This is a genomic window from Amycolatopsis sp. NPDC005232 (assembly GCF_040607795.1).
Taxonomy (GTDB): Bacteria; Actinomycetota; Actinomycetes; order Mycobacteriales; family Pseudonocardiaceae; genus Amycolatopsis.
Genome location: NZ_JBEXHL010000045.1, coordinates 42548 through 66419, shown reverse-complemented (window position 1 = coordinate 66419; position 23872 = coordinate 42548). Strand labels below are relative to the sequence as shown.

Below are 23872 nucleotides of genomic sequence, written 5' to 3'. Positions count from 1 at the left end.
CCACTCGCTACGACAAGCTCGCCATCGTTTACCGATCCGCAGTTGTCCTCCATGCCGTGATCACCTGGACCAAGGCATTGTCAGACACGCTCTAGTCGCACGCGGACGCGGCCCCGGCCATCTACCGCGACGCCGAGCAGAAAGATTCGACCGTGAGGGAGCGCCACGGCTTCGCAGGCCCTGTCGCCGACGGTCACCGACAGCACTCGTTGTGCTACTGTCGCCGAAATGGTCCGGAATTCGCCCAGGTTCCGATCTTGCCACGGCACTCGAACGAGACGTGTGGCAACGGTGCCCTTTCGCGCTGTGCCGGCTGCGCCGAGGTCCGCGCCCGGCGCATCACACTCGGTGGTCAGCCGGCCCTGTCGACCGGTGAAGACACAACAGCGTCCGGGGCAACGAGGACTGATTTCCGGACCGGTCGGCACCGGCGCGTGCCTCGCCTGAGCGCGTCGGCGCCTCGGCTCCGTCGGGAAGCGAGAAGATTGGGGGCTGTCCGTGTCAAAGGAGACCGGCGTACTCGGTGATCGTGTCCTCGCCAAGGTGGCGTTGCGGATCATGCCGTTCCTGGCCCTGCTGTACTTCGTGAACTACCTGGACCGCGTGAACATCGGCTTCGCCGGTCCCAACGGGATGAACAAGGCCCTCGGCTTGACGTCCACGGCGTTCGGCTTCGTCTCGGGCATCTTCTTCCTCGGCTATCTCATCCTCGAGGTGCCGAGCAACCTCGCGTTGCACCGGTTCGGCGCCCGGCGCTGGCTGGCCCGGATCATGATCACCTGGGGTGTCCTGGCGACGGTGCTGGCGTTCGTGCCCAACGCGACCACGCTGATCATCCTGCGGTTCCTGCTCGGCGTGGCCGAGGCGGGCTTCTTCCCCGGCATCATCCTGTACCTGACGTATTGGTTCCCGGCCGCGCAGCGGGCGAAGGCCGTGGCGCTGTTCATGGTCGCCGTGCCGGTGTCGTCCGCCATCGGGTCCACGGTGTCGAGTCTTCTGATCGTCGGCGGCCACGGGGTGTTCGGCCTGGACGGCTGGCGGTTCATGTTCCTGGTCGAGGGTATTCCGGCGATCCTGCTGGCTTTCGCGACCTGGTTCTGGCTCACCGACAAGCCGGAAAAGGCGAAGTGGCTCAACGCGGACGAGCGGCAGTGGCTCATCACCGAACTCGAAACGGAACGGAAGGCGACCGTCGCCGAGCACCACTGGCCGCTGAAGAAGGCGCTCACCCACCCGCGGATCCTCGCGCTGGCGTTCGTGTACTTCGCCGTCGCCTACGGGTTGTATGCGCTCGGCTTCTTCCTGCCGACGATCATCGCCGGGTTCGGCGCGGAGTTCGGCACGAAGCTGACCGTGGTCCAGTCCGGGCTGGTCAACGCGATCCCGTACGTGATCGGCGCCCTGGTGATGGTGTTCTGGGCACGTCACGGCGACCGCACCGGAGAGCGCAAGTGGCACGTGGCGCTGCCCATGCTGGTCGGCGGGATCGCCATCCCGATCGCGCTGTACCTCGGCAACCCCTACGCCGCGATGGTCGCCGTGACAATCTGCGCCGTCGGCGTGTGCTGCGCGCTGCCGACATTCTGGGCGCTGCCCTCGAACTTCCTCGCCGGAGCTGCCGCGGCGGGAGGGATCGCACTGATCAACTCCCTGGGCAACATCTCCGGCTTCGCGGCGCCGTACATCACCGGCTGGCTGCGCGACCTGACCGGCACCCAGCGCACGGGTCTGTGGGTCGTCGGCGCCTGCATGGTCGCCGGCGCCATCGTCACCATCGCGCTGGGCGCCCGGCCACGGATGTCCGCGGTGCCGGAGCGCAACACGAGCTCCGCACAGGAGTCGTAGCCGGCGGCTACATCATCGCGGCGAACATGGTGGCCATGCCGGCGGCCATCAGTGCCTGTGTGGCGATGGCGAGCTGGGCGCGGCCCGAGGCCAGCGGCTTGGTGCGGAGGCGCGCGAGGAGCTCCGAGAGCCACCAAGCCCCGGCGACGGCGGAACCGATGGTGAGCAGCCAGTTGAGCCCTGAGACCAACGGAGAAGTTCCGGCAGGGGCGGGCGCAGTATCCACAAAGGCCATACCGGACATGTGCATGCCGGACATCGAAGCCTCGTGATGACCACCCACATCGGCGACCTCGACCGGAGCCGGTAGCAGGCCGTCGGTCATCACCGCGTACATCCAGGCCATCGCGAGCATCATCAGAGCGTGATAGGCGTCGGACCGCCGATGTTCCGCGGTCCGCACAGCGCCGGCGACGAACCAGACAGCCGCCGACACGAAGAGCAGCAAGGGAACCGTTGTCGGGAGGTCGGCACCGCGAGGCCACGCCATCACGGCCATCGCGAGAGCCATGAGCGCGTGCAAGGAATGGCCGACGACGCCCCGCCGAGAGAGGCGACCGACGGCGATTCCGTGCACGCGCTCAGCCACGCAAACAGCGAAGAGCGCGGTGACGACCCACCGAAGAACAAGATCGTGGATCATCGGGAAAGCGCACGAGTGACATGCGCGGTGATCAGCTCGTACATCTGGCGGATCGTCTTCGTGTCGTCCGTCATGATGTCGTAGCCGTGGTCCACATCGGACACCTCGACGTACTCGGCGAGCGCGCCGGCGACCTCGAGTTTGTCCGAGTACTGCTTGGCCTCGTTGCGCAGCCGGTCGTATTCCGCGGCAATGACCAGGGCCGGTGCGATGCCCGCGATGCCGTCGGCATTGTCGCCCCAGGCCGGTGAAACGTAGCGGTGGCGGCGGCCAACGCGGTCGGGCACGTAGGCGGTGTCGAAGACCTCGCAGAGCCACGGCTGGAGTACCGCTTTCGAGCCCAGCGGGGTCGGTTTCCGGGAGGGCGGGGTCACGATGTCGAGCGGTGGGTAGTGCAGGATCTGCAACGAGATGGTGGGGCCGCCCTTTTCCAGCGCCATCCGCGACACTGCCGCGGACAGGTTGCCGCCCGCGCTCTGGCCGCCGACGCACAGGCGGGTGCCGTCCCAGTCTCGCTCCGGTTCCGAGGCCCAGCGGACCACGTCGTAGAACTGTTCGACAGGCGTGGGAAAACGCGTCTTCGGAGCCAGTGCGTAGTCGGTGTTGAGCACGACGACCCCAGCGTGCGCGGCCAGAAAACGGCACCAGGCGTCGTCCTGTTGCCGGTGCCCCACGACGAAGCCGCCGCCGTGGGCGTTGACGTACACGCCGGGGACGGCGGCCGGGGACGGCGGGAAATACAGCGTCGCGGCGACCGGACCGTGGCGAGTTTCGACGCTGATGTCGGTGGTGCGGACAGTGATTTCAGGGAACCGAGGTTCGCCGGCGGGGTGGATCGCCGAGTTGATCTTGGCGGCGAACCTGCGGGCGACGATGTCGGCCACCGGCCGTCGCGACAGTACTGACATGAATCCTCGTCTCGTTTCGATCCGGTCGCGGCGACGGTCAGCCCTGGTGCTGCCGGGCGCTCGGGTGGCGCAGGTGATCGCGAGCCAAGATCTCCTCCGGCTCCAGCATCGTGATCATCTCCACGCCGGGAGCGCAGATGCACACGGCGACGAACCGCGCCCAGGAGCCCGGGTCCGGGTTCGAGACCTGGTAGTGCACGACGTCACCGCCGGGCTCCCAGAACGCCTCGCCCGCAACGATTTCCCGGGGCTCCTCACCTTCCAGCTCGAAGAAGATCTTGCCTTCCGTCACGTAACCGAACACCGGTCCGGAGTGGCGGTGCGGCGCGAGGCCCGGGTCGGCCGGCGGGAGTTCGACGAGCTGCGTCATCGCGTGCGAACCCTCCGGAATCGCGGGCGGAGTGGCGTGGAGGAGATCGGTGACCTTGACGTTTCCCTTGGCCAGCATGGCTCTTTCCTTTCGTAGAGGACGAGCGCGAGGTGCGCTCCATCCGGGTTTCAGGCGGTGGTTGCGGTGTGGCCCAGCAATTCGCCGACGGCACCGAAGGTGGATTGCGTCGGCCGTTCACCGGTCCGGTCCAGCCCGAAGACAGCTCCGTACGAACGCAGGGCCGCGAGGTCGCGGTGATCGGCAATGGTGACCGAGGTGGAGGGGGCCGCCGTTTCCCGCGCGGCGAAGACGTAGATTTCGGGCCGTAGTTCATAAGTCGTGCACTCGTCGGTGCCGGCGCGCCCGGCCGCGGGGCCGGCCAGGCAGCGCCACGAGTACGAACCGGGTTCGAGGTGGACGTGCTCGTAGCGGCACCCGTCGGCCTGGGTCCACAGCACTCGCCGGCCCAGGAGCGCGGCCGTGGATGCCGGTTCCGTTCCGCTCGTCGCCAGTCCCTCGATGCGGCCCGGCAGGAAGGTGTGCTGCACCCTGGTCCGGTCCTCGGCCGGATCCCCGATCGTGCTCACGACGGCCAGGCTGCGTCCGTGTTCGAAGTCGAGAACGAGGCTCACGGCCGCGTTGGGCACGTCCCGGCTGTGGTGGAACTGCGTGTACACCAACCCTTCCGCAATGTCGAAGGCCTCGTAGTCGTCGCGCCCGGACACGACCGGGTGCGGGTCGCCGGGTCCGGGCTCGTAGCTCCAGTCGACGATCGTCGCGCCGAACCGGTGCGACACGCGGCTGCCGTGCGAGTTCGTGAACACGATCTCGCGACCGGCCACAGTGGAATCTCTGGTCATGAGTGCCTTTTCCGTTCGTCGTCGGAGCGCAAACACCGGTCAGGTGAGGACGGGGTTCTTTTCGACGTCCCAGCTCACGTGCAGCGATTCCGGGCCCCGGAACGAGGTGTTGGGAACGTAGTGGAACTCCTGGTGGTCGAGAGTCATGTGCGGCAGGCGCCGCGTCAGCTCTTCGAGGTAGATGACCATCTCGAGCCGCGCGAGGTGGTTGCCGAGGCACATGTGCGTGCCGGCGCCGAACGCGATGTGCGCCTTGGCGTCCCGGTCGATGTCGAACCGTTCGGGCTCGTCGAACACCGCGTCGTCCTGGTTCGCCGACGCGATCACCATGAGGATCTTCGCTCCGGCGGGAATCGTCACGTCACCGACGAGCACGTCTTCCTTCGCGATCCGGCGCCAGGCGGCGACCGAAGGGTTGAGCCGCAAGCACTCCTCGACCGCGCCGGGGATCAACGACGGCTGAGCGCACAGACGATCCCACTGGTCGCGGTTCCTCAGCAGCGTCACGACCGCGTTCGCGGTGGCGTTCGTCGTGGTTTCGTGGGCGGCCATCGCGCCGCCCATGACGTTCGTCTGCAGCCAGGTGTCGGAGATGACATCCGGGTGTTCGCGCTGCATCTTGATCGCGTGACCCAGCCAGCCGGGCGGGTCGTCGAGCTCCTTGAGCTTCCCGATGACGCGCTCACCCATCGCCCAGAACTGGCCCAGGCCGTCGGCGGCCCGCACCTGCTCCTCGGGACTCGGCCGTCCCCAGACGAACTCCGTCATCGACGTGGCCAGCCTGCGCACGGTGTCGACGTCCTCTTCGGGAATCCCCAGGAACTGCAACGCGACCAGGCACGGGATGTCCCAGAGCATGTCGGCGATGAGATCGGCGTGGCCGCGCTCGACGAAGCGGTCGATGTAGTCGTTCGTCGTCTGGCGGATGTAGGGAGCGAGGGGGTCGATCCGGTCGGGCATGAACGCCGGAGCGTTCAGCCGGCGGTACTGCCGGTGCATCGGCGGGTCGGAATCCGCGAGAACGGGGCAGGGCGCGAACTCGTATTTCTCGAGTTGCGCTCCGGCCGCCTCCGAAGGCGGCGTGACCGGCGTCAGCGTAATGGCCGCGGAGAACTTGTTGAACTGACTGAAAACCGATTTGACGTCTTCGTGTCGCGTGACGACCCAGTAGTCCGAGTCGTCGTTGTAGAACACCGGCTGGCTCTCGCGGGCCCAAGCCAGCGAGGCTCCGGGGTTCTCCTGGTATTCACGGTCGAAGAACGAGAAACCCGCGGCGGTGTGGGCGACCGGACACCCGGTCGTCGGTTCGTTGCTGCTGACAGCGCTGTCCATGGGCAGCCTTCCTCTCTTCGGTGTGCGATCAGAGATCGAGCCGGATCTTCGGACACGCGGCTCGGCTGATGCAGATCATCAAGGTGCTGTTCTCTTCCTGCTCCTCAGGACTGAGAACCGAGTCGCGGTGGTCCGCGCGGCCCGACACGATGTTCGTTTCGCAGGTCCCGCACGTGCCTTCCGAACAGGAGAACGGTGCGGGAATTCCGGCCGCCCGCGCGACGCTGAGAATCGAATCGTCCGGCCCGACTGAAACGGTGATCCCGGTTCGCACGAATTCGACTTCGAAGTTGTCGAGGACGGTCTCTTCGAGCTGAGTCTTGGGAGTGAACCGCTCCAGGTGGATCTGGCCGGCGATTCCGAAGTCCGCGGCCATCGCCTCCACAGCGCACAGCAGACCCTCCGGGCCGCACACGTAAATCGCGGTACCCGGAAAGACTCCGGCGAGGATGCCCGCGAGATCGATGCGGCCGTGGGTGTCCTCCGGAACCAGGGTCACGCCGTCGCGGTGAGCCTGGTTCAGGTCGTCGGTGAACGCCATGTTGCCCCGGCTGCGGCCACCGTAGACCAAGGACCATTCGGCGCCCGCCCGATCGACCGCCTCGATCATCGGCAGGATCGGGGTGATCCCGATTCCGCCGGCGATGAACAGGTACCCGGGCGCTTCGACGAGGCGGAAGTTGTTGCGTGGGCCCCGAACGGTAAGGCTTTCGCCTTCGCGCACTTCCTGGTGGACGCGTGCGGAGCCACCTCGCCCGTCCGGTTGGTACAGCACGCTCACCTGCCAGGAGCGAAGGTCGCTCGGCTTACCGCACAGGGAGTACTGCCGGACCAGGTCTGGTCCGAGGACAAGGTCGATGTGCGCCCCCGGCGTCCACGCGGGGAGGTCACGACCGTCGGCGCGGACGAGGGTCAGCTGCGTGATGGTGTCGGTGATCGGCGTTTTCGCCTTGACTTCCATCACGAGGTCGTCGTGCGCCTGGTTCTCGGGGTCCGCCCACCGGGGCTGTTGACCGGAGTGTCCGGCCTCGAACTGCGATGCCATGGGGACTCCTTCGGATTTCGCCGGGTGCCCCGACGTGTGCTTCGTTGCACCACCGCACGCCGGCGACTCGGCCGGTTCGTGCGTCGCTGACTGGCAGCCCTTGTAATCTCCGTCACTGTGGGACCACGCACATGGGGGAGATCACGGGAGGCGGTACGGAAGTTACGGATGTCCGTACTCGGATGACGCCGGCGAAGCGGCTTTGACCTGCAGGGTCTAGCACTGCGACGGAATCCGCTCGCGCCGCGGGTTTCGCAGTCCGGTCAGAGGGACTGGGCGATGTACCAAGAAGCGATCTGGCTGCGCGAGCTGAACGCCAGGCGCGTCATGATGTTGTCGATGTGGCTCTCCACCGTGCGCGCGGAGATCACCAGAGCCGCCGCGATCTGGGGGCTGGTCAGCCCTTTCGAGATCAACGCCGCGATCTCCCGTTGCCGGCTGGTGAGCACCGGCGGTTCGCCCTCGGGAGCCGACTCGGCGACCTGTTCCGCCAACGCGTAGGCGATGATTCCCGTCGGAGATCGCTTTGCCCCTGCCTGCATGGCCGTGGTCAGCGCGCGGGACGGCATGGTCTGTTCGAGCTGAGCGAGACAGGCGGAGTGGTAGCCGGTGAGTTTCGGCCCGAACGCCACCAGCTCCGTCCCCGTGCGCTGCCAAAGGCTTCGAGACGCCCCGAGCAGCTGCGCCGCTCGCTCGCACTGACCGGTCGACCCCGCGATCCAGGCGAGAAGCTCGGTCATCAACGCGGTGCCCAGGGACGGATCGAAGTCGCGGTGATCGCGCAGCGCGTCGACCGCGGTCGTCTGCGCCGCGGCGCAGTCGCCTCGCAGCCAGTGGTCGAGGCCTTGGCTCCACTTCAAGTAGGAGCGCGCCCACAGTTCGTTGCGCTGGTGGCACACGGCCAGCGCAGCCGTGCTGACGGCCAACGAGTCCGCGCTGCGGCCGGCGAGGGAAAGCGTGACGGCGTACTCGAACGACGTCATGAGCCATTCCGGGGTCTCGTCGGCCTCGGCCAGCTCCGGCAGCGCGACCTCGAAGTGGGTCTCGGCCTCGGCGAGGTCGCCGCGAAGCTGTGCGGCGAGCCCCCGCAGACCGCGGCACTGGGCCGCCGCGTCCGCCAGGTGGAGCCGCGTCGCCAGCGCTTCGCACTCGTCGAGGCGCTGCGCTGCCGCCTCCTGGTCGCCTTGGAGCAGGCTGACCCTGGCGGCGACCCACAGCGCTTTCGCCCGAGCCGCCGTGGGCGCTCGCTCGCCCTCGGGCGCGTCGAGCGCTTCGTCGGCCCAGCTGCGGCCTTCGGCGATGTACCCGTCGGCGTACCAGCGGTAGCGCAGCCCCGCGACCAGCTCGAGCTGGTAGTCGCCGCCCGGGGCGGCGGCGTCGAACGCGGCGCGGAGGTTTTCGCGCTCGACACGCATCCACCTGGCCGAAGCGGCTTGCGCGGGCCCGCTCCACGAGCGTTCCAGATCCTTGACCACGTCGAGGAAGTACTGCCGGTGACGGACGCGGAAGCGCGCCGAGCCGCCCGTGAACTCGAGGACCTCCGCGCCGTACGCCCGGATGGTCTCCAGCATCCGGAAGCGCCTCGACGATCCCTGGTCCTCGACGTTCAGCACGGACTGGTTCACCAGGGAGCTCAAGAGATCGAGCGTGGGGCCGCCGTCGTCGCCGCACACGCCTTCGGCCGCGGTCAGGTCGAAACTGCCCGCGAAAACGGAGAGGCGCGCCCACAGCCGACGTTCCGCTTCCGTGCAGAGGTCGAAACTCCAGTCCACGAGCGACCGGAGGGTCTGCTGGCGCGGCGCGGCCGATCGGCTGCCGATGGTGAGCAGCCCGAACCGGTCCGACAACCGGTCCAGGATCTGGTCGAGCGAAAGGATGCGCATCCGGGCGACCGCCAGCTCGATGGCCAGCGGAATTCCCTCCAGCTGAATGCACAACCGCGCTGCTGCGGCGGCGTTGTGCTCGCCGAGGGCGAAACCGGGGGACGCGGCCACGGCCCGTTCTTCGAGCAGCCGGATCGACTCGAACTGCGCCAAGGCCTCGATGCTGACCTGCTCCGCGTCATCGGGAACGGTGAGCGGCGGTACCGGGTAGAGCAGCTCCTCCGTCACGGTCAGCGATGTGCGGGTGGTGACCAGGATCCGGGCCGAGGGCGCGTGCCGCAGTACTTCGTGGACCACCAGTGCGGCCCCGGCGAGGACGTGTTCGCAGTTGTCGAGGATGAGCAGGATCTCGCGATCGCGAAGGTAGTCGATCAGCTTCGCGGTGGCGTCGCGATTCGACTGGTCCGCGATCCCCAGCGCGTGGATGACCGCCGCCGGCACGTCGCCCCCGTCCGAGACGGACGCCAGTTCGACGAAGTACACGCCGTTCTCGAAAAGGTGGTTCATCTCGTCGGCGAACTGCAACGCCAGCCGGGTCTTGCCCACTCCCCCCGGACCGATCAAGCTCACGAGCCGGCCGGCCGCCAGCCGGTCGCGGATTTCCTTGCGCTGCTGACGCCGGCCGACGAAGCTGGTCGCGGTGAAGGGAACGTTGCCACTGCGAGCTCTCGCCTTGGCCACGGCGCCTCCACGGGTCGGCAGAACGATCAGGCGCGCGCTGCCTGGTCGACGGTTCTGCCCATGATGAGTTCGAACCCGATGGGGGTCAACCTGCGCCGGCGGTGCTCGGCTCGCTCAGTGGCCGCGGGCGATCCACTCGTCCAGGTGCGGCGATTCTTCGCCGACCGACGTGCCGTCGCCGTGTCCGGTGTGGACTCGGGTGCCTTCCGGCAGGACCAGCAACCGGTCCCGGATCGACGAGATGATCGTCGGGAAGTCCGAGAACGAGCGGCCGGTCGCGCCGGGGCCGCCGGCGAACAGCGTGTCGCCGGTGAACAGGGCGCCGGCCTCCGGTAGGTGCAGGCAGATCGAGCCCGGTGAGTGCCCTGGCGTGTGGATGAACTCCAATGCGGTGCCGGCGACCGCGATGCGTTCGCCGTCCTCGGCGCGCCAGAACCGCCGCCCGGGATGGGTCAGCTCCCACAGCTCCCGGTCGGCCGGGTGCAGCAGGACCGGCGCGTGGAGGTGGTCCCCCAGCTGCGGGGCGACGGTGACGTGGTCGTTGTGACCGTGGGTGCAGACGATGCCGACGACGTTGCGGTCGCCGACCGCCTCGGTGATCGCCTTCTCGTCGTGCGCGGCGTCCACGACCACCACCTCGTCGTCGTCACCGACGAGCCAGACGTTGTTGTCGACGTCCCACGTGCCGCCGTCGAGCTCGAACACGCCCGACGTCACGACGCGGTCGATCCGCAGCGCGCCGCTCACAGGATCACCACCGACCGCAGCACCTCGCCCGCGTGCATGGTGTGGAAGGCCTTTTCGACGTCGTCGAGGGAGATCCGCTCGGTGACGAACTTGTCCAGGGGCAGCCGGCCCTGGCGGTGCAGGTCGATCAGCATCGGGAAGTCGCGCTCCGGCAGGCAATCGCCGTACCAGGACGACTTCAGCGAGCCACCGCGGGCGAAGAAGTCCAGCAGCGGCATCTCCAGCCGCATGTCCGGGGTCGGGACGCCGACGAGCACCACGGTGCCGGCCAGGTCGCGCGCGTAGAACGCCTGCTGCCACGTCTCGGGGCGCCCGACCGCGTCGATCACGACGTCGGCGCCGAAGCCGCCGGTGAGCTCCTGGACGGCGGCGACCGCGTCGGTGTCCGAGGCGTTGACCGTGTGCGTCGCGCCGAGGTCCCGCGCCCAGGCGAGCTTCCGGTCGTCGCGGTCGACGGCGATGATCGTCGTCGCGCCGGCGAGGCGGGCGCCGGCGATCGCGGCGTCGCCCACTCCCCCGCAGCCGATGACCGCCACCGAGTCGCCACGGCCCACGCCGCCGGTGTTGACCGCGGCGCCGAGCCCGGCCATCACGCCGCAGCCGAGCAGGCCGGCGACCGCCGGGTCCACGGTCGGGTCCACCTTCGTGCACTGCCCGGCGTGCACGAGGGTCTTGTCGGCGAACGCGCCGATGCCCAGCGCCGGGGTCAGCTCGGTGCCGTCGGTCAGCGTCATCCGCTGCGTCGCGTTGAACGTGTTGAAGCAGTACTGGGGGCGGCCGCGTTTGCACGCCCGGCACTGCCCGCAGACCGCGCGCCAGTTGAGAACGACGAAGTCCCCCGGCTGCACGGATTCCACCCCGGCGCCGACGCTTTCCACGGTGCCGGCGGCCTCGTGGCCGAGCAGGAACGGGAACTCGTCGTTGATGCCACCTTCGCGGTAGGTCAGGTCGGTGTGGCAGACGCCGCACGCCGCGATCGCGACGACCACTTCACCTGGGCCGGGGTCCGGGACCACGATGTCGGTCAGCTCGACCGCCGCGCCCTTCGACCGGGCGATCACCCCGCGCACCTGCTGTGGCATTCCCTGAAACCTCCGTTGGTGACCAGCCGAGGCATGCGTGGCAACGCATGCCTGACGCGACCCTAGAACGCGTGATCGCGGGTGCGACCTGGTCGTTGGTCGAGGGAAACCTGGTCTTCCGGCCAGGGTCCGCGGTCGTTATCGTGATCCCGGTGTCCGACCACATCGAGCTGACCGAGCTGCGGGAGGTCGTCGAGGGCCCGCTGCGCGAGATCGCCGCGCGGTTCTCGCGGTTCCTCGCCGACCGCTGGCCGCACCAGGCGCTCGTCATCTTCACCCTCGAGTGCACCGGGCGTCCGCGCAAGGTCGCCGGTGCCACGGCGATCACCGGGAAGATCACCATCGCCGAGCTCGAGCAGCTCAAAGCCACCGTGCCGCCCGACAGCCAGCTGACCACACACACCCGCCTGGGCGGCGCCGACCGGACCGTCTGGGCCGCTCTCGACGCCGGCGGCACTCTGCTCGCGCTCGTCCCGCGGTCCCCACGGGCGCGGTGCCCGCAACCGGAGCTGCTGGGCGCGCTGTTCGGGATCGTCGCGACCTCCATCCGCCAGCAGGTCGAGCAGGCCAGCCCCGATTACCTGGCCGAATCCCGGGCGGCTTCGACCGAACGGGCCCGCACGATCGCCGAAATGGCCGCGGCCCACGAAACCGCGCTCGTCACGATCCTGACGGCGCTGCGCTCCACCCGCCTGGACGACCGCCCCGCCCGCCTCGCCGCGACCGACGCCGCTTCGGCCGCACTGGTGGCCCTGCGCTCGGCGCAGACGTCCGACCTCGCCCTGTCCGAAGAGCCGGCCCACAGCGCGTTCACCAGGCTCCGCCGCGAAGTCCGGCAGATGCTCCGCCACCACGACGCGGAGCTGGAGTTCGTCACCCCGCCGAAAGACGCGCACCCGCTGCCCGGCGAAATCGCCCACGCGGCCCGCGCCATGACCTGCACGGCGGTGCTGGCCTTCACCACCCAGCCCGACCTGACCCGCCTGAGGGTCGCCTGGTCCACCGACACCACCACGCTCTATCTCGACATCCGCGACCGCGAATCCGGCCACCTCGACGCCGCCGGCCTCCGCCGCCAGCTCGAAGGCCGCGCGAAAACCCTGGGCGCCACCGTCGAGGTCGACGCCGTCCCCGGCTGGGGCAGCCGCGTCGCCATCGCCGTGCCGTTCGAGCCTGCCTCGGACCAGCCGGATGACGCCCTGCTGTCCACGCTCAACCGGCGTGAGCTGGAAGTCCTGCGCCTGGTGTCGAGGGGCCAGCGGAACAAGGCGATCGCCGAGACTCTCGGTATTACGGAGAGCACGGTGAAGTTCCATGTGGCGGGGGTGTTGAAGAAGCTGGAAGTGAGTTCGCGGGGTGAGGCTGCCGCGCTCGCTTTGGCGGCGGGAATCGCCACTGCTGACTGACGATGTGCGCCGATCGGTGACCGCGTGGTCGAGATCGGCCGGCCTTCGACACTTGCGAGCGGATCAACGGGACAGGAACGCGCGGGCCGCATCAGCGGCGTCGGCGAGGGTTGCCCTGGCCTTGATCATCCGGCGGATCCGCAGGAAGACCCGCTGGGAGTTGACTGACAGAACCCCGGTGAGCGTGCCGCCCTCGCCGGTGAGGACGAGGAACGCGGGTTTCGGACCGTCGGCCTCGACGATCGGCACGCGTTCCGAACCCGGCCGTCCGGCGAACTGGATCGACGTGTCGTACTGGTCGGACCAGAAGTACGGGACCGAGGCGAACGGTTGCCGCTCATCCTGCGCCGCGAGCAGGTTCCGGGCCGCTGCCGCGCCTTGCTCGGTCGCGTTGGACCAGTGCTCGACGCGCATGCGTGCGCCGAACAGCGGGTTGTCCCAGCACGCCAGGTCGCCCGCGGCGTAGATGCCGGGTGGTCCGGCGGCGAGGTGGGCGTCGCAGACGACGCCGTTGCTCGTGTCGAGGGGGCTGCCGGCCAGCCAGCCCGTGGCGGGGGCGGCGCCGATCCCGACGAGGACCGCGTCCGCGCCCAGGATGGTTCCGTCGTCGAATTCGACGCCTTCGACCCGGTTCGGGCCCAGAATTCGGCTGATGCCCCGTCCCAAAGCGAACTTGACCCCGTGCGCGCGGTGAAGATCGGCGAGCGCGCCACCGATCCGTTCGCCGAGAGCGGCCTGCATCGGCGCGGGCGCCGGCTCGACGACGGTGACGTCCGCGCCCAGGGTGCGGGCAGCCGCGGCCACCTCCATGCCGATGAATCCCGCGCCCACCACGACGAGGTGGCCCCCGGTGAGCAGCGTCCGGCGCAGCGCGAGGCTGTCTTCGGCCGTCCGCAACGTGTGCAGTCCCTCGCGCGCCGCTTCACCGCGCAGCGTTCGCGGCGTGCACCCGGTCGCGAGGACCAGTCCGTCGTAGGGCAACCGGAGCCCGTCGTCGGTCGTCACGATCCGGCTCGTGACATCGAGACCGGTCGCGTGCACCCCGAGGAGCACCTCGGCTCGCAGGGCAGCCAGATCCTCGGCGCTGCGCAACGCGGATCGGTCCGGCGCCCACTCACCGGTGAGGATCTGCTTGGACAGGGGCGGCCGGTCGTACGGTGCTCGCCGCTCGGCGCTCACGAGCGTCAACGTGCCGTCGTAGCCGGCGGCGCGCAGTTCCTCCGCGGCGTGCAAGCCGGCCAGCGACCCGCCCACGATGACCACGTCGCGCAGCGTCGGAGGGCGGTGGGTCATGGTCTCTCCGGTCGTCGGCAGGCTCGGGACGCCGGCGGCGGCGTACGCCCCGAAGGACGCACGCCGCCGCCGGCGGGTGTGGGTCAGGACTGCAGGTGCTCGACACCGATCTGGCGCACCGCGGCTGCGATCGCTTCACGCACCGCGCGGCGGGTTTCGACCGCGTCGAGCGCACTGACCGAAGTGGACAGTGGCGCCGAGGCGTCGACGACCGCGTCGACCACCGCCGCGGTCGCGTCGTTCACCCAGCCGGAGATGAGCCCGAGATTGTCCGGCACGGCCTCGATCGCGGTCCTGGCGAGCGCGACCGACCACCGCACGCTGCGCTCCGAGTCGAGCTGGAGGTGGCGGTGCATCATCGCCGTGAGCCCGTCGCCGTGTGCTTCGGCGGCTTCGGCGAGCCGGACGTTGAACACGGCGTCGATCGCGGGCTTGACGACGAAGTTCAGCGACACGAACGCCTTGCCCCAGTCCCTTTCCACCAGCAGCAGCTCGAGAGCCTTGCGCAACGGTTGCCACGAGGGGTCCCGCTCCCAGACGCCCCGGTCGTCGCCGAACCCGAACTCGGGGTGGTGCACCTGCAACTGCCGCGTCTGGTACGCGACACGCTGGATGCGGCGCAGCTCGTCCCCGCCCTGGAACGCGACGGCGTTGCTGATGTAGCTCGACGGTGCCATCGACATCACGTAGGTGGCCGCCATGAGCAACGCGTGACCGGCGTAGCGGAACGGGGTGTAGCCGGACCGCAGGGCGCCCAGCCACTCCCCCGGCAACGCCGCGTAGGCGCCGCGGTCCTCGTGGTCGTCGATCAGGCCGTCGACGTAGTTCTCCGCCTCGTCCTGCATCCTGACGTAGGTGCGGTAGACGAGCATGTCCGGATCGCGGAAGCGGTTCCAGTCCGGGCAAGTGAACGGCGATTCGTTGCGGTTCTCGATGTACCAGCGGTTCCACACGTGGTCGGGCGCCATCTCCCACGGCGGCTGGCCGGGCTTGTAGTGCCAGTGCAGGTCGTGCGAGACGAACTCGTACTCGGTCGGCACCTTGCGGTCCGTGTAGCGGCTCCACGTCCGGCGGCGCCGGGTTCCCGGCGTCACGTCACTCGTCATCGTGCGTCTTCTCCTTTGACCGGCGCAGGGCGCGCGGCGGACTGCCCGCTGCGCCAGATCATCTCGTCGGTGGTGGTGGTGATGTGGCCGGCGAAGAACGCCATGTGCGGCTCGACGTCCCCGATCCGCAGCGGCCGCCCGGCGAGCTCGCTCAGCGTCTGCCGGGTCAACCGGCAGACTCCCGGCGTGTGGATGCGGATGAACGACCCCTGGTCGCGGATCAAGACCTCCGCTCCCGGGTTGTCCTCGGCGATGGCGTCGGCGACCAGGTCCGCCATCTCACCGGCCTGCATGAGCGGCCCCACCAACGCCGCGCCCTCGGGGGGCGCGCCGTCTTGGGTCGTGTCGAGCTGAGTCATGGGTGACACACCTTTCCTGCGTCGCCGGCCGGCACCCGGACGAAGACCGCGCCGTCGCGGATCACCACCGGGTACTCCCTGAGCCTCGTGTTCGCGGGATTGATGCCCGCGCCGTCGGTGGCGTCGAACTCCCACAGGTGGGCGGGGCACGTGATCACCCCGCCGTCGAAATCGGCGTCTTCGAGCGTGTTCTCCTGGTGCGGGCACATTCCTTGGTACGCGCGAATACGTCCGTCCACATTGACCAGGAGCACGGGCGTGCCCTCGGGCAGGCGCTGGTACGACATCTCGCCTTCCCAGAGGTCCTCTTCGGCGCACAGCGAATGCCAGCTCTCGTCCGGCGTCTCGTGTTCGGTCATCGGGTCACGAGTCGGCGTAGGAGACGAAAACCTCGTCCATCGGCTGCACGCCTTCCTCGGCCGCCGACCTGGTGGGCTCCAGGAACCGGCCGGCGTGCTCGACGCGCAAGGCACGGTCGAGCTCCGCCACCCGCCGGCCGACCGAGTGGGCGGCGCACGCCCGCGCCACCTGCTCGATGGTGTCGGTGTCCTCGATCAGGACCAGGTTGTACAGGAAGTCGCCACGGAAGTGCGCGACCACCGGCATGGGTGAACCCATGGGATCTCCTCCTCGGTCAGGCCGTGCGGGCCCAGGCGTAGTCCAGTGCGTCCTTGCCGGCCACGCCGGGGGTGATGCCCATGTAGGCGAGTGCTCCTTCGAGGTTGGGCGGCTGGATGTGCCCGGCCACGAAGCGGTCGATCAGCGAAAGATGACCGTGGTACTTCGCCGGTTCCTGTTCGAAGATCCACTGGCACGGCTCGGAGCAGAACCGGTACCGGCGTCCGTCCATCTGCGTGGTCCGGACCGGGGCGGCGTGCGCGCTCCACACGGTGATCGGGAGGTGGCACATGTTGCAGGTGACGGGCAAGGTCGACGGCAGGGTCAGGTCTTCGCGTCCCGCCCTCGCGTTCTCGGTGATGACGTCCCACTTCGGACCCCAGGTCTGCTCCCACTTGGGGTACTTCACCGCGAGCCACTCGCGCTCCTCGGGAGACACCCCGGCCGCCGGATCCCACCACAGCGTGGGCCGGTAGGTCCACGAGCCCAGGTGCATCGAGTGGTGGAAGTTGTCGACCTCGTCGAGCAGCTGGTCCCAGTACCAGGGCAGCTTGAGCCCGGAGTCCAGCATGTACTTGCTGAACTGGTCGAGCACCATTTCCTCCATGAACTCCTTGAAGGAGTGCACGCGGTGTTCCAGCGGCATGTAGTAGTCCATGGGCATGCCGGTCAGCAGCGTGAAGACCTTCCAGGTCCGCCACACCGACTTGTCCACTATGTACTGGGCGTGGTCGGGATCGTGCTTGCGCAGCACCTCGATCACCGCCGCGCCCTGCTGCGAGTGCCGCGCCTCGTCGGTCTGGATCGACTGCAGCAACGAGGAGAACTCGATGTCGCCCGCTTTGAGCGCGTCCGAGGCCATGCCCAGGAACTGGAGGTTGGTGAACGCGGTCTCGAACACGAACGTCTCCGCGATCGCCGCGTCGACCGCGCTGCCGGCCAGGAACAGGTCGCTGAACATCGACCGCGCGGCGATCGTCCCCCACTCGTTGGTGTGGTACATCTTCTGCGCCCAGTCGAACTGCTCGTCCAGCTTGACGTAGGAGTGCGGGAAGAACAGCTGGAGCTGGCCGTGGCGGATCTCGTCGAGCATCCCGATCGTGGCCACCGAGCGCCAGGAGGCCGACGGCGCGAAGCGCGCGAGCTTGGCCTCCGACAGCCCGGCGAAGTACTCCGCAACGGAGGCGACGCCGTAGTGTTCCTTGATGATCGCGCGCCAGCGAGGATCGGCGCCCTCGACGTAACGAGCACGCCCCACCGCGGTCTTGACCCCGTAGAGCGCTTCGTCCTTCTGGCGCTGGATGTCGACGTACTCTCGAAAGGAGACCTTGTACGGCTCGTCCCACTCTTCCCAGGCCTCGCTCGGCAGCGCGGACGCGTCGGTGGCGAACTCGGGGAAGAGCTCGTCGCGCGACACGTACCCGGGCGTCCAGTCCAGCCGGCGACCGAGATCGAACCAGTCCTCGCGCTTGAGGTGTGGCATGCGTTCTCCTTTGAATCGCTCGTGGTGCCGTGACCCAGGATGTGCCCGGCGGATCGCGCGACCAAGGCCGAATCCAGTCACAATGGTTCGGTATCGGTCACAATGGAGCCGGAACCCGCCACCGCGCGTATCATCGTCCGTGCATCTTTGTCCATAAAGGACCGTCCTACTGCGCCCCGCTCAGCGGCACGAGCTCGCAGCCCTCGTCCTGGGAGCCGCGCCGGCCGGGTCGCCGGATCGCCGCCACGAGCCGGAGCACCTCCGGGCGCCGTTCGTCTTCCCGCCACACCATGCTGATCTCGATTCCGACCTCGGGGATCACCGGACGGTGCACCAGCCCGGGACCGAGCAGGTCGACGGGCACGGGCAGCAGGCTGATCCCGAGACCCGCGGCGACGAGGTTGAGAATCGCCGCGGTCTCGCCCGCCTCGTAGGCGAACCGGGGCCGGAATCCGGCTCGGGCACACGCTTTCTCGGTGACCTCGCGGACCACCGAGCGGGTCGGCGCGGGGAACGAGATGAGGTCGTGGGACGCCAGCTCGGCGAGCTCGATCACGGCGCGATCGGCGAGGGGGTGACCGGCCGGCACCACAGCCCGCAGCGCCCCGGAGACCAGGGAGTGCGACCGGAGTCCGGCGGGGACCGGCTCGCCTGCGTGCACCAGGAATCCGATGTCGACGACCTCACTCCCGATCGCGTCCAGCTGTGCCGGGGTGAGGAGGTCCGTGTGGAGGTCCACTTCGAGATTCCCGACGCGGCGAGCGGTCACCATGAACCGGGCGAGCAGGGTCTGGGCGGCGCTGCGGGTAAAGGCGACCGTGACGCGAGCCGGAGCCGGTGTGGCCACCTCGGTGACGGTGCGGGTGACCACGTCGACCTCCCGCAGGATCGCGCGGCCCCGTTCGAGCAGCACCCGCCCGGCGGGGGTCAGTTCGACGTGTCGGGTCGTGCGGCGGAAGAGCACGGCTTTCAACTCCCGTTCGAGGCTGCGGATCTGCCGGCTCAACGGCGAAGCCGCCATGTGCAACCGGTCCGCAGCGCGGCCGAAGTGCAGCTCCTCCGCCACGACGACGAACGCCTTCAGCTGTCGCAGCTCCACGCCGGCCGCCTCCTCCGCGCCTTGCCCGGTGATTCCCGGCGAGCTACCATCCGACCATGTGCGCCGGTGACCGCGGGGCGGGTGGCGGCACGGCCGGCACGCCAAAGGCGTTCCACACCAACGATCTGATGTTCGCGCGCGAAGAGCTCAGCCGCGTCTACTACCCGCTCCGGCTCGATCACACGCACCGGTCCCGCGACTTCGACTTCACGATGCGCACGTTGACCGTCGGCCCTCTCACGATCGGGCGAATGTCCTACGGCGCCGAGATCGTCAAGGACTGCGGCGACCTGCAGACCGCCTACCACGTGAACGTCCCGCTGACCGGAGCCGTGGCGTCGACGTGCGGCGACCAGCGGGTCGTCGCCACGCCGCGCACGGCCGCCGTGTTCAACCCCGTCGGCCACACCGTGCTCGACCGGTGGGAGGCCGGGAGCGAGCAGCTGTGCCTCAAGATCGACCGGACGTTCCTCGAGGACGAAGTCGTCCGCCGGGTCGAGCGCCCGCTGCGCGCGCCGGTCCGGTTCCGCATGGCGATGGACCTGACGCAGCCGTCCACCCGTGCGTGGCTGCACGCGGTCGAAGTCCTGGCCACCGAGCTGGATGCGCCCGGCGCCTTCACGAGCGACGGGCTGCTCGCCGCCGAGCTGCGCCGGCTCATCGTGGGCGGACTGCTCCGGGGACAGCCGCACAGCTATCACGACGCGCTGTCCGAGCTGGGATCCAGCCCGCAGCCGCGCACCGTCAAGCGGGCGGTCGACCTCATGCACGCCGGCCCCGAGGTGCCGTGGACGGTCGCCGAGCTCGCCGAACTGGTGGGCATCAGCGTCCGCTCGCTCGAGGAGGGGTTCCGGCGTTACGTCGGCATGCCGCCCATGACGTACCTGCGAGACTGCCGCCTCGAACAGGTCCGGGCGGACCTGCGGGCCGGGTCGCGCCCGGCCGTCTCCGTCACCGAGGTGGCCTTCCGCTGGGGGTTCAGCCACCTCGGCCGGTTCGCCCAGGCGTACCGCGCCAAGTTCGGGGAGAACCCCTCGGACACGCTCCGGTTCGAGGAACTCTAGTTCCGCCTGCATTCCAGACCTCCCGTCAAGCGCCGTTGCTGACGTTCGACGGGGAAGTTAGAGGTCCGCGGCCGATCAGGCGATCCACTCCTCGCGGTCCTCATCCGGAAATCGCGGTGGACGTCCGGAGCGGGTGAACTAGCGCTCCACGGCCGCGAGCTGGGTGGCGGCGTCCCAGCCGTCCGGCCGGCGGTCGCGGTCGTGCCACGGGTGCCCACGTGCCCCCCACGCCAGGAACCACGCCTCGAAGGTGACCGGCTCCGAGCCCTCGCCCGGGGCGTCGTCGAGCCCGAAACCGTAGCCGCAGCAGGGGCAGCGAGTCCGGGACGGGTCACCGAAGTGGATGGAGTAGGGCGCGGTGAAGACCGGCTGGCCGGCGTCGCGGGACAGGCCTTCGAACGCGAGGTAGGGCGGGGTGTCGAGATCGTCGAACGCGCACACCGGGCAGGTCCGAGACTGCCTCTCCGCGCGACGCAGCGCCCGCAGCCGGGACGCGGCCGGGCCCAGGCGGCGCACGACCGTCGGCGCGTCCGAGGGCCGGGCCTCCCACGCATCGGCGAGCAGGTCGAGCTCGTCCTCGGACAGTCCGTGGACGGCCGCGATGGGCGGAAGTGACGCCGGGAGCTCGGCGGGGAAGGTGCTTCGAGAAGTGGACATGACCACATCATCGGTCCGTCCGGGCCGCACCGGCAACAGCCATCGGCGCGTGGTCATGACCGGATCGGTCCTGATCCCGTTCGGGGGAAACACTTCCTGACCGTTGGGGGCTGCGTGTTCCCGCGGGCTTGGTGTGTCCACAGTGGCCGCCACCCAGCCTGTCTCATATGGACGGACAACTCAGCGCCCTCACGCTCGGTATCACCGCCGCCGCCACGACGGGAAGACCGGGATCAGCGGGTTCGACCCTCGGTGAAGCGTGTCCGAAACGTTGCCGTCTCTGCCACTTGAAGCCGTAACGACCAGTCGTCGGCGCCGATGTTTTGCGGCGAGGTCAACGAGGTTGGGTGGTACACAGTGGACGATTACGACATCGAGAACCATCCGGACCTGATGGACCCGGACTGGCGGCGGCACGCCGAGAAGGAGGCGTGGGTCGATCTGCGGCGCAGACGGAGACGGGGGAAGTGGCTCAAGTGGCTGGTGACCTCGGCGATCGTGGTGGTCGTCGTGGTGGGGGCCGGGGCCGGGTTGTACGTGTGGGGGAAGTCGACGGCCGAGCAGAGCACGGATGCGGACGTCGGCGCGCCGGCGTCCTCGTCGGTCGTGACGACGGAGGCCGCGCCGACCGACCTGCCGGAGGAAGGGCACGTCGACCTGACGCGGCCGTTCGAGGACACGCCGGCGCAGAACTGGGCCGAGGGGATCGCGGGGCTGGCCATCCCGGCGGCGGCGAAGGTGGGCTCGTTCTCGGCGAAGCAGGTCGGACAGGCCGAGGACCAGGTGAAGCAGGCGATCACGGTCGCGCAGTTCGACCCGGACACGCTGGATCGCCACAACCCGGCCAAGTACGCCGCGCTGGTCGCGCCGGACGCGAGGCCGGACGTCCAGGCCCACCCCGAGGGTTACGTGATCTACCTGGCGGACGGCTATCACCTGCTGCCCGTCTCCCCTCGCATGACCGGGGCGCTGACAGTGAAGCCGGGCAAGGCCGGTGAGCTGCTGATCCACGCCTCCTACGTCGTGGCCTACGCGTTCGACCCCGGCGACCACCCGGTCGACGGCCCGGGCGACCTGGACCCCTTCGTCCGCGTCGACGCCGACTACACGGTGCGCAGCGGATCGCACTGGCAGGCGTCGAGCCGCGGGCTGTGGGTGGACAAGTTCAGCTCGTACTTCGACAGCGTCGCGTGCACGAATGACGAGAAGCTCACGCCCGCGTTCAGCGAACACGACTACTCCGGCACGTCCGTGTCGCCCGAGCCCGGCCGGTTCGACCCCAGCAAGCCGATGCCCACCCTGGACAACTGCCACAGCACCCCCGGCTAGACGACGCCGGCTTCGATCAGCTGTTGCCAGATCACGCCCTGGTCCACGACCTCGACACCGAGTTTCTCCGCCTTGGTGAGTTTGCTCGCCCCGACGTCGGCGCCGGTGATGAGGAAGTCGGTGCTCGCCGAGACCGACGAGGCGGTGGTCGCGCCGGCCTGTTCGCACAGCCGTTGGAAGGTCGGGCGGGGAACTTTCTCGCCCGACCGCGGGTCGCTGATGCCGCCGGTGATCACGACCGTCTTGTCGGCCAGCGGCGCGCCGGCGGCCACGACCGGTGGGAGGTCTTCCTCCAGGACGTCCAGCGAAACGCCGCGCTCGCGCAGCCGCTCGAGCTCGGGCCGTAGCCGCGTGAGGTGCTCGATCAGCGACGCGGCGACCTTCGGGCCGATGTCCTCGACCGCCACGAGCCCGTCCTCACCGGCCTCCGCGACCGCCTCCAGCGAGCCGAAGCCCGCGCGGCACAGCCGGGCCGCGGTACCTTCCGACGCCATCGGGATCGCGAGCCCGATCAACGCCCGCCGCAGACCGACCCGGCGGCTGGCGTCGATCGACTCGATCATGCGCGTGGCCGAGACCTCGCCGATGCGGTCGAACTCCAGGAGCCGTTCCTTGGTCAGCCGATAGAAGTCGGACGGGTGCTCCAGGATGCCCATCTCGGCCAGCCGTTCGATCCACACGCCGCCGATGGCGTCGATGTCCGCGGCTGCGCGCGAAGCCCAGTGGATCAACCGCCGCACGGTCTGGGCGGGGCAGGCGACGTTGGTGCAGAACAGTTCCCGGCTGTTGCCCTGCTCGGTCAGCGGCTGCTCGCACGACGGACACCGGGTGGGCGGAACGATGTCCCGCTCCGCGCCCGTGCGCTTCGACGCGTCGAGCACGCCTGCGACGAACGGGATCACGTCGCCCGCGCGGCGCACCAGCACCGTGTCGCCGATCTTGATGCCGCGGGCGCGGATGACCTCTTGGTTGGCCAGGGTCGCGCGGGTGACGGTCGTGCCGCCCACGAACACCGGCTCGAGCCACGCGACCGGGGCGATCTTGCCCGTCTTGCCGACGTCCCAGACCACATCGGACAGCACCGTGGTCTTCTCCTCGGCGGCGAACTTGAACGCCAGCGCCCCCCGCGGTGAGCTCGAACGCGTGCCGGCGGCCGCGTACGCGTCCCGATCGGCCAGGCGCAGGACGGCTCCGTCGAGGTCGTAGTCGAGGTCGTTGCGCTGCTGCTCGATCTTGGTGATCACCGCCTGCGCGGCCTCGGCGTCGGCGCAGCGGCGCATGTCGGCGGCGGTGAAGCCGAGCGTCTGGAGGGCGCGGGCGAGGTCGGTGTCGGCGCTGTCGGGGTCGGTGTCCAGGTCGAAGGCGAAGAACCGCAGGCGCCGCTCCGCGACCGTCGCCGGGTCCTTCGCGCGCAGGGTGCCGGCGGCTGCGTTGCGCGGGTTGATCAGCGGTTTGTCGGGGTGGGCGATGTTGTAGGCCGCGAATGTGGAGCGCAGCATCACCGCCTCCCCTCGCACCTCGACCCGGCCGGGCGCGTCGACTTTGTCGGGCACGCCGTCTGTGAGGGCCCGGACGAGGACGGTCACGTCGTCGCCGGTCGTCCCGTCGCCACGGGTGACCGCGCGGGCCAGGCGGCCCTGCTCGTAGACGAGCGCCAGCGACAGGCCGTCCAGCTTCGGCATCACCACGACGGGCTGCCCGGGGAAGCGGTCGAAGAACGCCGCCACCTGCTCGGGCTTCGTCGCCTTCTCCAACGACAACATGGGCCGCGAATGCCGGATCGGCGCGTGCAACACCGCCGGCGCGCCCACCTGCTCCAGCGGGTTCGGGTCGGGCGCCAGCGCCGGGTTGGCCTCGATCAACCCCCGCAACTCGTCCTCGACCACGTCGTACTCCGCGTCCGCCACCACCGGCGAGCCCCGGTAGTACGCGTCGCGCAGCACCACGATCTGATCGGCGAGTTCCTGAATCCGCTTCCGAGCATCCACGGCTGAGGACGCTACCGGGGCGCACCGACAGAAGTGACGCTGTGGCTGGTCACGGGCAGGGTGATTTTTTCGCC

General features: G+C 69.2%; 22 protein-coding genes. 4 read left to right on the top strand and 18 right to left on the bottom strand.

Going from position 1 to position 23872, the window contains the following annotated elements; all coding sequences use genetic code 11:
- The first annotated feature begins 558 nt into the window (after positions 1-558).
- Complete coding sequence (locus tag ABZU76_RS45935) at positions 559-1845, top strand: MFS transporter (protein WP_354883040.1); 1287 nt, start codon at positions 559-561, stop codon at positions 1843-1845.
- 7 nt (positions 1846-1852) lie between these two features.
- Here the strand turns inward: ABZU76_RS45935 and ABZU76_RS45930 are convergent, their stop codons facing one another.
- From ABZU76_RS45930 to ABZU76_RS45890, 9 genes are all read right to left on the bottom strand, one after another.
- The gene (locus ABZU76_RS45930) at positions 1853-2434 is read right to left on the bottom strand and encodes a DUF5134 domain-containing protein (protein WP_354883031.1); all 582 of its coding nucleotides are present in this window, start codon (positions 2432-2434) and stop codon (positions 1853-1855) included.
- Positions 2435-2484: 50 nt separating this feature from the next.
- Positions 2485-3396, bottom strand: coding sequence for an alpha/beta hydrolase (locus tag ABZU76_RS45925; RefSeq protein WP_354883028.1), 912 nt, complete (start codon positions 3394-3396; stop codon positions 2485-2487).
- Positions 3397-3433: 37 nt separating this feature from the next.
- Complete coding sequence (locus ABZU76_RS45920) at positions 3434-3844, bottom strand: cupin domain-containing protein (protein ID WP_354883025.1); 411 nt, start codon at positions 3842-3844, stop codon at positions 3434-3436.
- A gap of 50 nt (positions 3845-3894) precedes the next feature.
- Positions 3895-4626: a MoaF C-terminal domain-containing protein gene (locus ABZU76_RS45915; RefSeq protein WP_354883022.1), complete on the bottom strand. Its 732-nt coding sequence runs from the start codon at positions 4624-4626 to the stop codon at positions 3895-3897.
- A 39-nt stretch (positions 4627-4665) separates the two neighbouring features.
- A complete protein-coding gene (locus ABZU76_RS45910; protein ID WP_354883020.1) occupies positions 4666-5958 on the bottom strand; it encodes a cytochrome P450 in 1293 nt (430 codons plus the stop codon).
- A gap of 28 nt (positions 5959-5986) precedes the next feature.
- Entirely contained in the window at positions 5987-7003 is a 1017-nt protein-coding gene (locus ABZU76_RS45905) for a PDR/VanB family oxidoreductase (protein ID WP_354883017.1), read from the bottom strand.
- A 263-nt stretch (positions 7004-7266) separates the two neighbouring features.
- The gene (locus ABZU76_RS45900) at positions 7267-9567 is read right to left on the bottom strand and encodes a LuxR C-terminal-related transcriptional regulator (RefSeq protein WP_354883014.1); all 2301 of its coding nucleotides are present in this window, start codon (positions 9565-9567) and stop codon (positions 7267-7269) included.
- A gap of 114 nt (positions 9568-9681) precedes the next feature.
- The gene (locus tag ABZU76_RS45895; protein ID WP_354883011.1) at positions 9682-10314 is read right to left on the bottom strand and encodes an MBL fold metallo-hydrolase; all 633 of its coding nucleotides are present in this window, start codon (positions 10312-10314) and stop codon (positions 9682-9684) included.
- Complete coding sequence (locus ABZU76_RS45890; protein ID WP_220246774.1) at positions 10311-11396, bottom strand: S-(hydroxymethyl)mycothiol dehydrogenase; 1086 nt, start codon at positions 11394-11396, stop codon at positions 10311-10313. The genes ABZU76_RS45895 and ABZU76_RS45890 overlap by 4 nt, the downstream gene beginning before the upstream one ends.
- A 152-nt stretch (positions 11397-11548) precedes the next feature.
- Between ABZU76_RS45890 and ABZU76_RS45885 the strand changes: the two genes are divergently transcribed.
- Positions 11549-12802 carry a LuxR C-terminal-related transcriptional regulator gene (locus ABZU76_RS45885; protein ID WP_354883008.1) on the top strand — a complete coding sequence of 418 codons (1254 nt, stop codon included), beginning with the start codon at positions 11549-11551 and terminating at the stop codon, positions 12800-12802.
- Between the two features lie 63 nt (positions 12803-12865).
- Here ABZU76_RS45885 and ABZU76_RS45880 read toward each other — a convergent pair whose 3' ends face one another.
- The 7 genes from ABZU76_RS45880 to ABZU76_RS45850 form a co-directional block, all read right to left on the bottom strand.
- Entirely contained in the window at positions 12866-14095 is a 1230-nt protein-coding gene (locus ABZU76_RS45880; protein ID WP_354883005.1) for an FAD-dependent oxidoreductase, read from the bottom strand.
- A gap of 83 nt (positions 14096-14178) precedes the next feature.
- Positions 14179-15201 (bottom strand): hypothetical protein, encoded by a 1023-nt coding sequence (locus ABZU76_RS45875; RefSeq protein WP_354883002.1) that lies wholly within the window; start codon positions 15199-15201, stop codon positions 14179-14181.
- The gene (locus ABZU76_RS45870) at positions 15198-15560 is read right to left on the bottom strand and encodes an MmoB/DmpM family protein (protein WP_354883000.1); all 363 of its coding nucleotides are present in this window, start codon (positions 15558-15560) and stop codon (positions 15198-15200) included. The genes ABZU76_RS45875 and ABZU76_RS45870 overlap by 4 nt, the downstream gene beginning before the upstream one ends.
- Positions 15557-15919 (bottom strand): Rieske 2Fe-2S domain-containing protein, encoded by a 363-nt coding sequence (locus ABZU76_RS45865; protein ID WP_354882997.1) that lies wholly within the window; start codon positions 15917-15919, stop codon positions 15557-15559. Before ABZU76_RS45865 ends, ABZU76_RS45870 begins: the two co-directional genes overlap by 4 nt.
- 4 nt (positions 15920-15923) lie before the next feature.
- Complete coding sequence (locus ABZU76_RS45860) at positions 15924-16178, bottom strand: toluene-4-monooxygenase system B family protein (RefSeq protein ID WP_354882994.1); 255 nt, start codon at positions 16176-16178, stop codon at positions 15924-15926.
- A 16-nt stretch (positions 16179-16194) separates the two neighbouring features.
- The gene (locus ABZU76_RS45855) at positions 16195-17661 is read right to left on the bottom strand and encodes a YHS domain-containing protein (RefSeq protein WP_354882991.1); all 1467 of its coding nucleotides are present in this window, start codon (positions 17659-17661) and stop codon (positions 16195-16197) included.
- Positions 17662-17827: 166 nt separating this feature from the next.
- Positions 17828-18760: a LysR substrate-binding domain-containing protein gene (locus tag ABZU76_RS45850; protein ID WP_354882988.1), complete on the bottom strand. Its 933-nt coding sequence runs from the start codon at positions 18758-18760 to the stop codon at positions 17828-17830.
- A 56-nt stretch (positions 18761-18816) separates the two neighbouring features.
- On the opposite strand from ABZU76_RS45850, the gene ABZU76_RS45845 reads away from it, so the two are divergent.
- Positions 18817-19824, top strand: a complete 1008-nt coding sequence (locus tag ABZU76_RS45845; RefSeq protein WP_354882985.1) for an AraC family transcriptional regulator — start codon at positions 18817-18819, stop codon at positions 19822-19824.
- A gap of 138 nt (positions 19825-19962) precedes the next feature.
- Here ABZU76_RS45845 and ABZU76_RS45840 read toward each other — a convergent pair whose 3' ends face one another.
- Positions 19963-20481 carry a hypothetical protein gene (locus ABZU76_RS45840; RefSeq protein ID WP_354882982.1) on the bottom strand — a complete coding sequence of 173 codons (519 nt, stop codon included), beginning with the start codon at positions 20479-20481 and terminating at the stop codon, positions 19963-19965.
- Between the two features lie 357 nt (positions 20482-20838).
- Here ABZU76_RS45840 and ABZU76_RS45835 point away from each other — a divergent pair, with 357 nt between their 5' ends.
- Positions 20839-21810 carry a hypothetical protein gene (locus ABZU76_RS45835; protein WP_354882979.1) on the top strand — a complete coding sequence of 324 codons (972 nt, stop codon included), beginning with the start codon at positions 20839-20841 and terminating at the stop codon, positions 21808-21810.
- Here the strand turns inward: ABZU76_RS45835 and ligA are convergent.
- Positions 21807-23798 carry an NAD-dependent DNA ligase LigA gene (gene ligA, locus ABZU76_RS45830; RefSeq protein ID WP_354882976.1) on the bottom strand — a complete coding sequence of 664 codons (1992 nt, stop codon included), beginning with the start codon at positions 23796-23798 and terminating at the stop codon, positions 21807-21809. The two genes, ABZU76_RS45835 and ligA, sit on opposite strands and share 4 nt — an antisense overlap.
- Positions 23799-23872: the final 74 nt, after the last annotated feature.

Bases quoted from the DNA above. Each gene is read 5' to 3' on its own strand.
- ABZU76_RS45935 (WP_354883040.1), top strand. From the start codon at position 559: ATGCCGTTCCTGGCCCTGCTGTACTTCGTGAACTACCTGGACCGCGTG.
- ABZU76_RS45925 (WP_354883028.1), bottom strand. From the start codon at position 3,396: ATGTCAGTACTGTCGCGACGGCCGGTGGCCGACATCGTCGCCCGCAGG.
- ABZU76_RS45920 (WP_354883025.1), bottom strand. From the start codon at position 3,844: ATGCTGGCCAAGGGAAACGTCAAGGTCACCGATCTCCTCCACGCCACT.
- ABZU76_RS45915 (WP_354883022.1), bottom strand. From the start codon at position 4,626: ATGACCAGAGATTCCACTGTGGCCGGTCGCGAGATCGTGTTCACGAAC.
- ABZU76_RS45910 (WP_354883020.1), bottom strand. From the start codon at position 5,958: ATGGACAGCGCTGTCAGCAGCAACGAACCGACGACCGGGTGTCCGGTC.
- ABZU76_RS45905 (WP_354883017.1), bottom strand. From the start codon at position 7,003: ATGGCATCGCAGTTCGAGGCCGGACACTCCGGTCAACAGCCCCGGTGG.
- ABZU76_RS45890 (WP_220246774.1), bottom strand. From the start codon at position 11,396: ATGCCACAGCAGGTGCGCGGGGTGATCGCCCGGTCGAAGGGCGCGGCG.
- ABZU76_RS45880 (WP_354883005.1), bottom strand. From the start codon at position 14,095: ATGACCCACCGCCCTCCGACGCTGCGCGACGTGGTCATCGTGGGCGGG.
- ABZU76_RS45875 (WP_354883002.1), bottom strand. From the start codon at position 15,201: ATGACGAGTGACGTGACGCCGGGAACCCGGCGCCGCCGGACGTGGAGC.
- ABZU76_RS45870 (WP_354883000.1), bottom strand. From the start codon at position 15,560: ATGACTCAGCTCGACACGACCCAAGACGGCGCGCCCCCCGAGGGCGCG.
- ABZU76_RS45865 (WP_354882997.1), bottom strand. From the start codon at position 15,919: ATGACCGAACACGAGACGCCGGACGAGAGCTGGCATTCGCTGTGCGCC.
- ABZU76_RS45860 (WP_354882994.1), bottom strand. From the start codon at position 16,178: ATGGGTTCACCCATGCCGGTGGTCGCGCACTTCCGTGGCGACTTCCTG.
- ABZU76_RS45855 (WP_354882991.1), bottom strand. From the start codon at position 17,661: ATGCCACACCTCAAGCGCGAGGACTGGTTCGATCTCGGTCGCCGGCTG.
- ABZU76_RS45845 (WP_354882985.1), top strand. From the start codon at position 18,817: ATGTGCGCCGGTGACCGCGGGGCGGGTGGCGGCACGGCCGGCACGCCA.
- ABZU76_RS45840 (WP_354882982.1), bottom strand. From the start codon at position 20,481: ATGTCCACTTCTCGAAGCACCTTCCCCGCCGAGCTCCCGGCGTCACTT.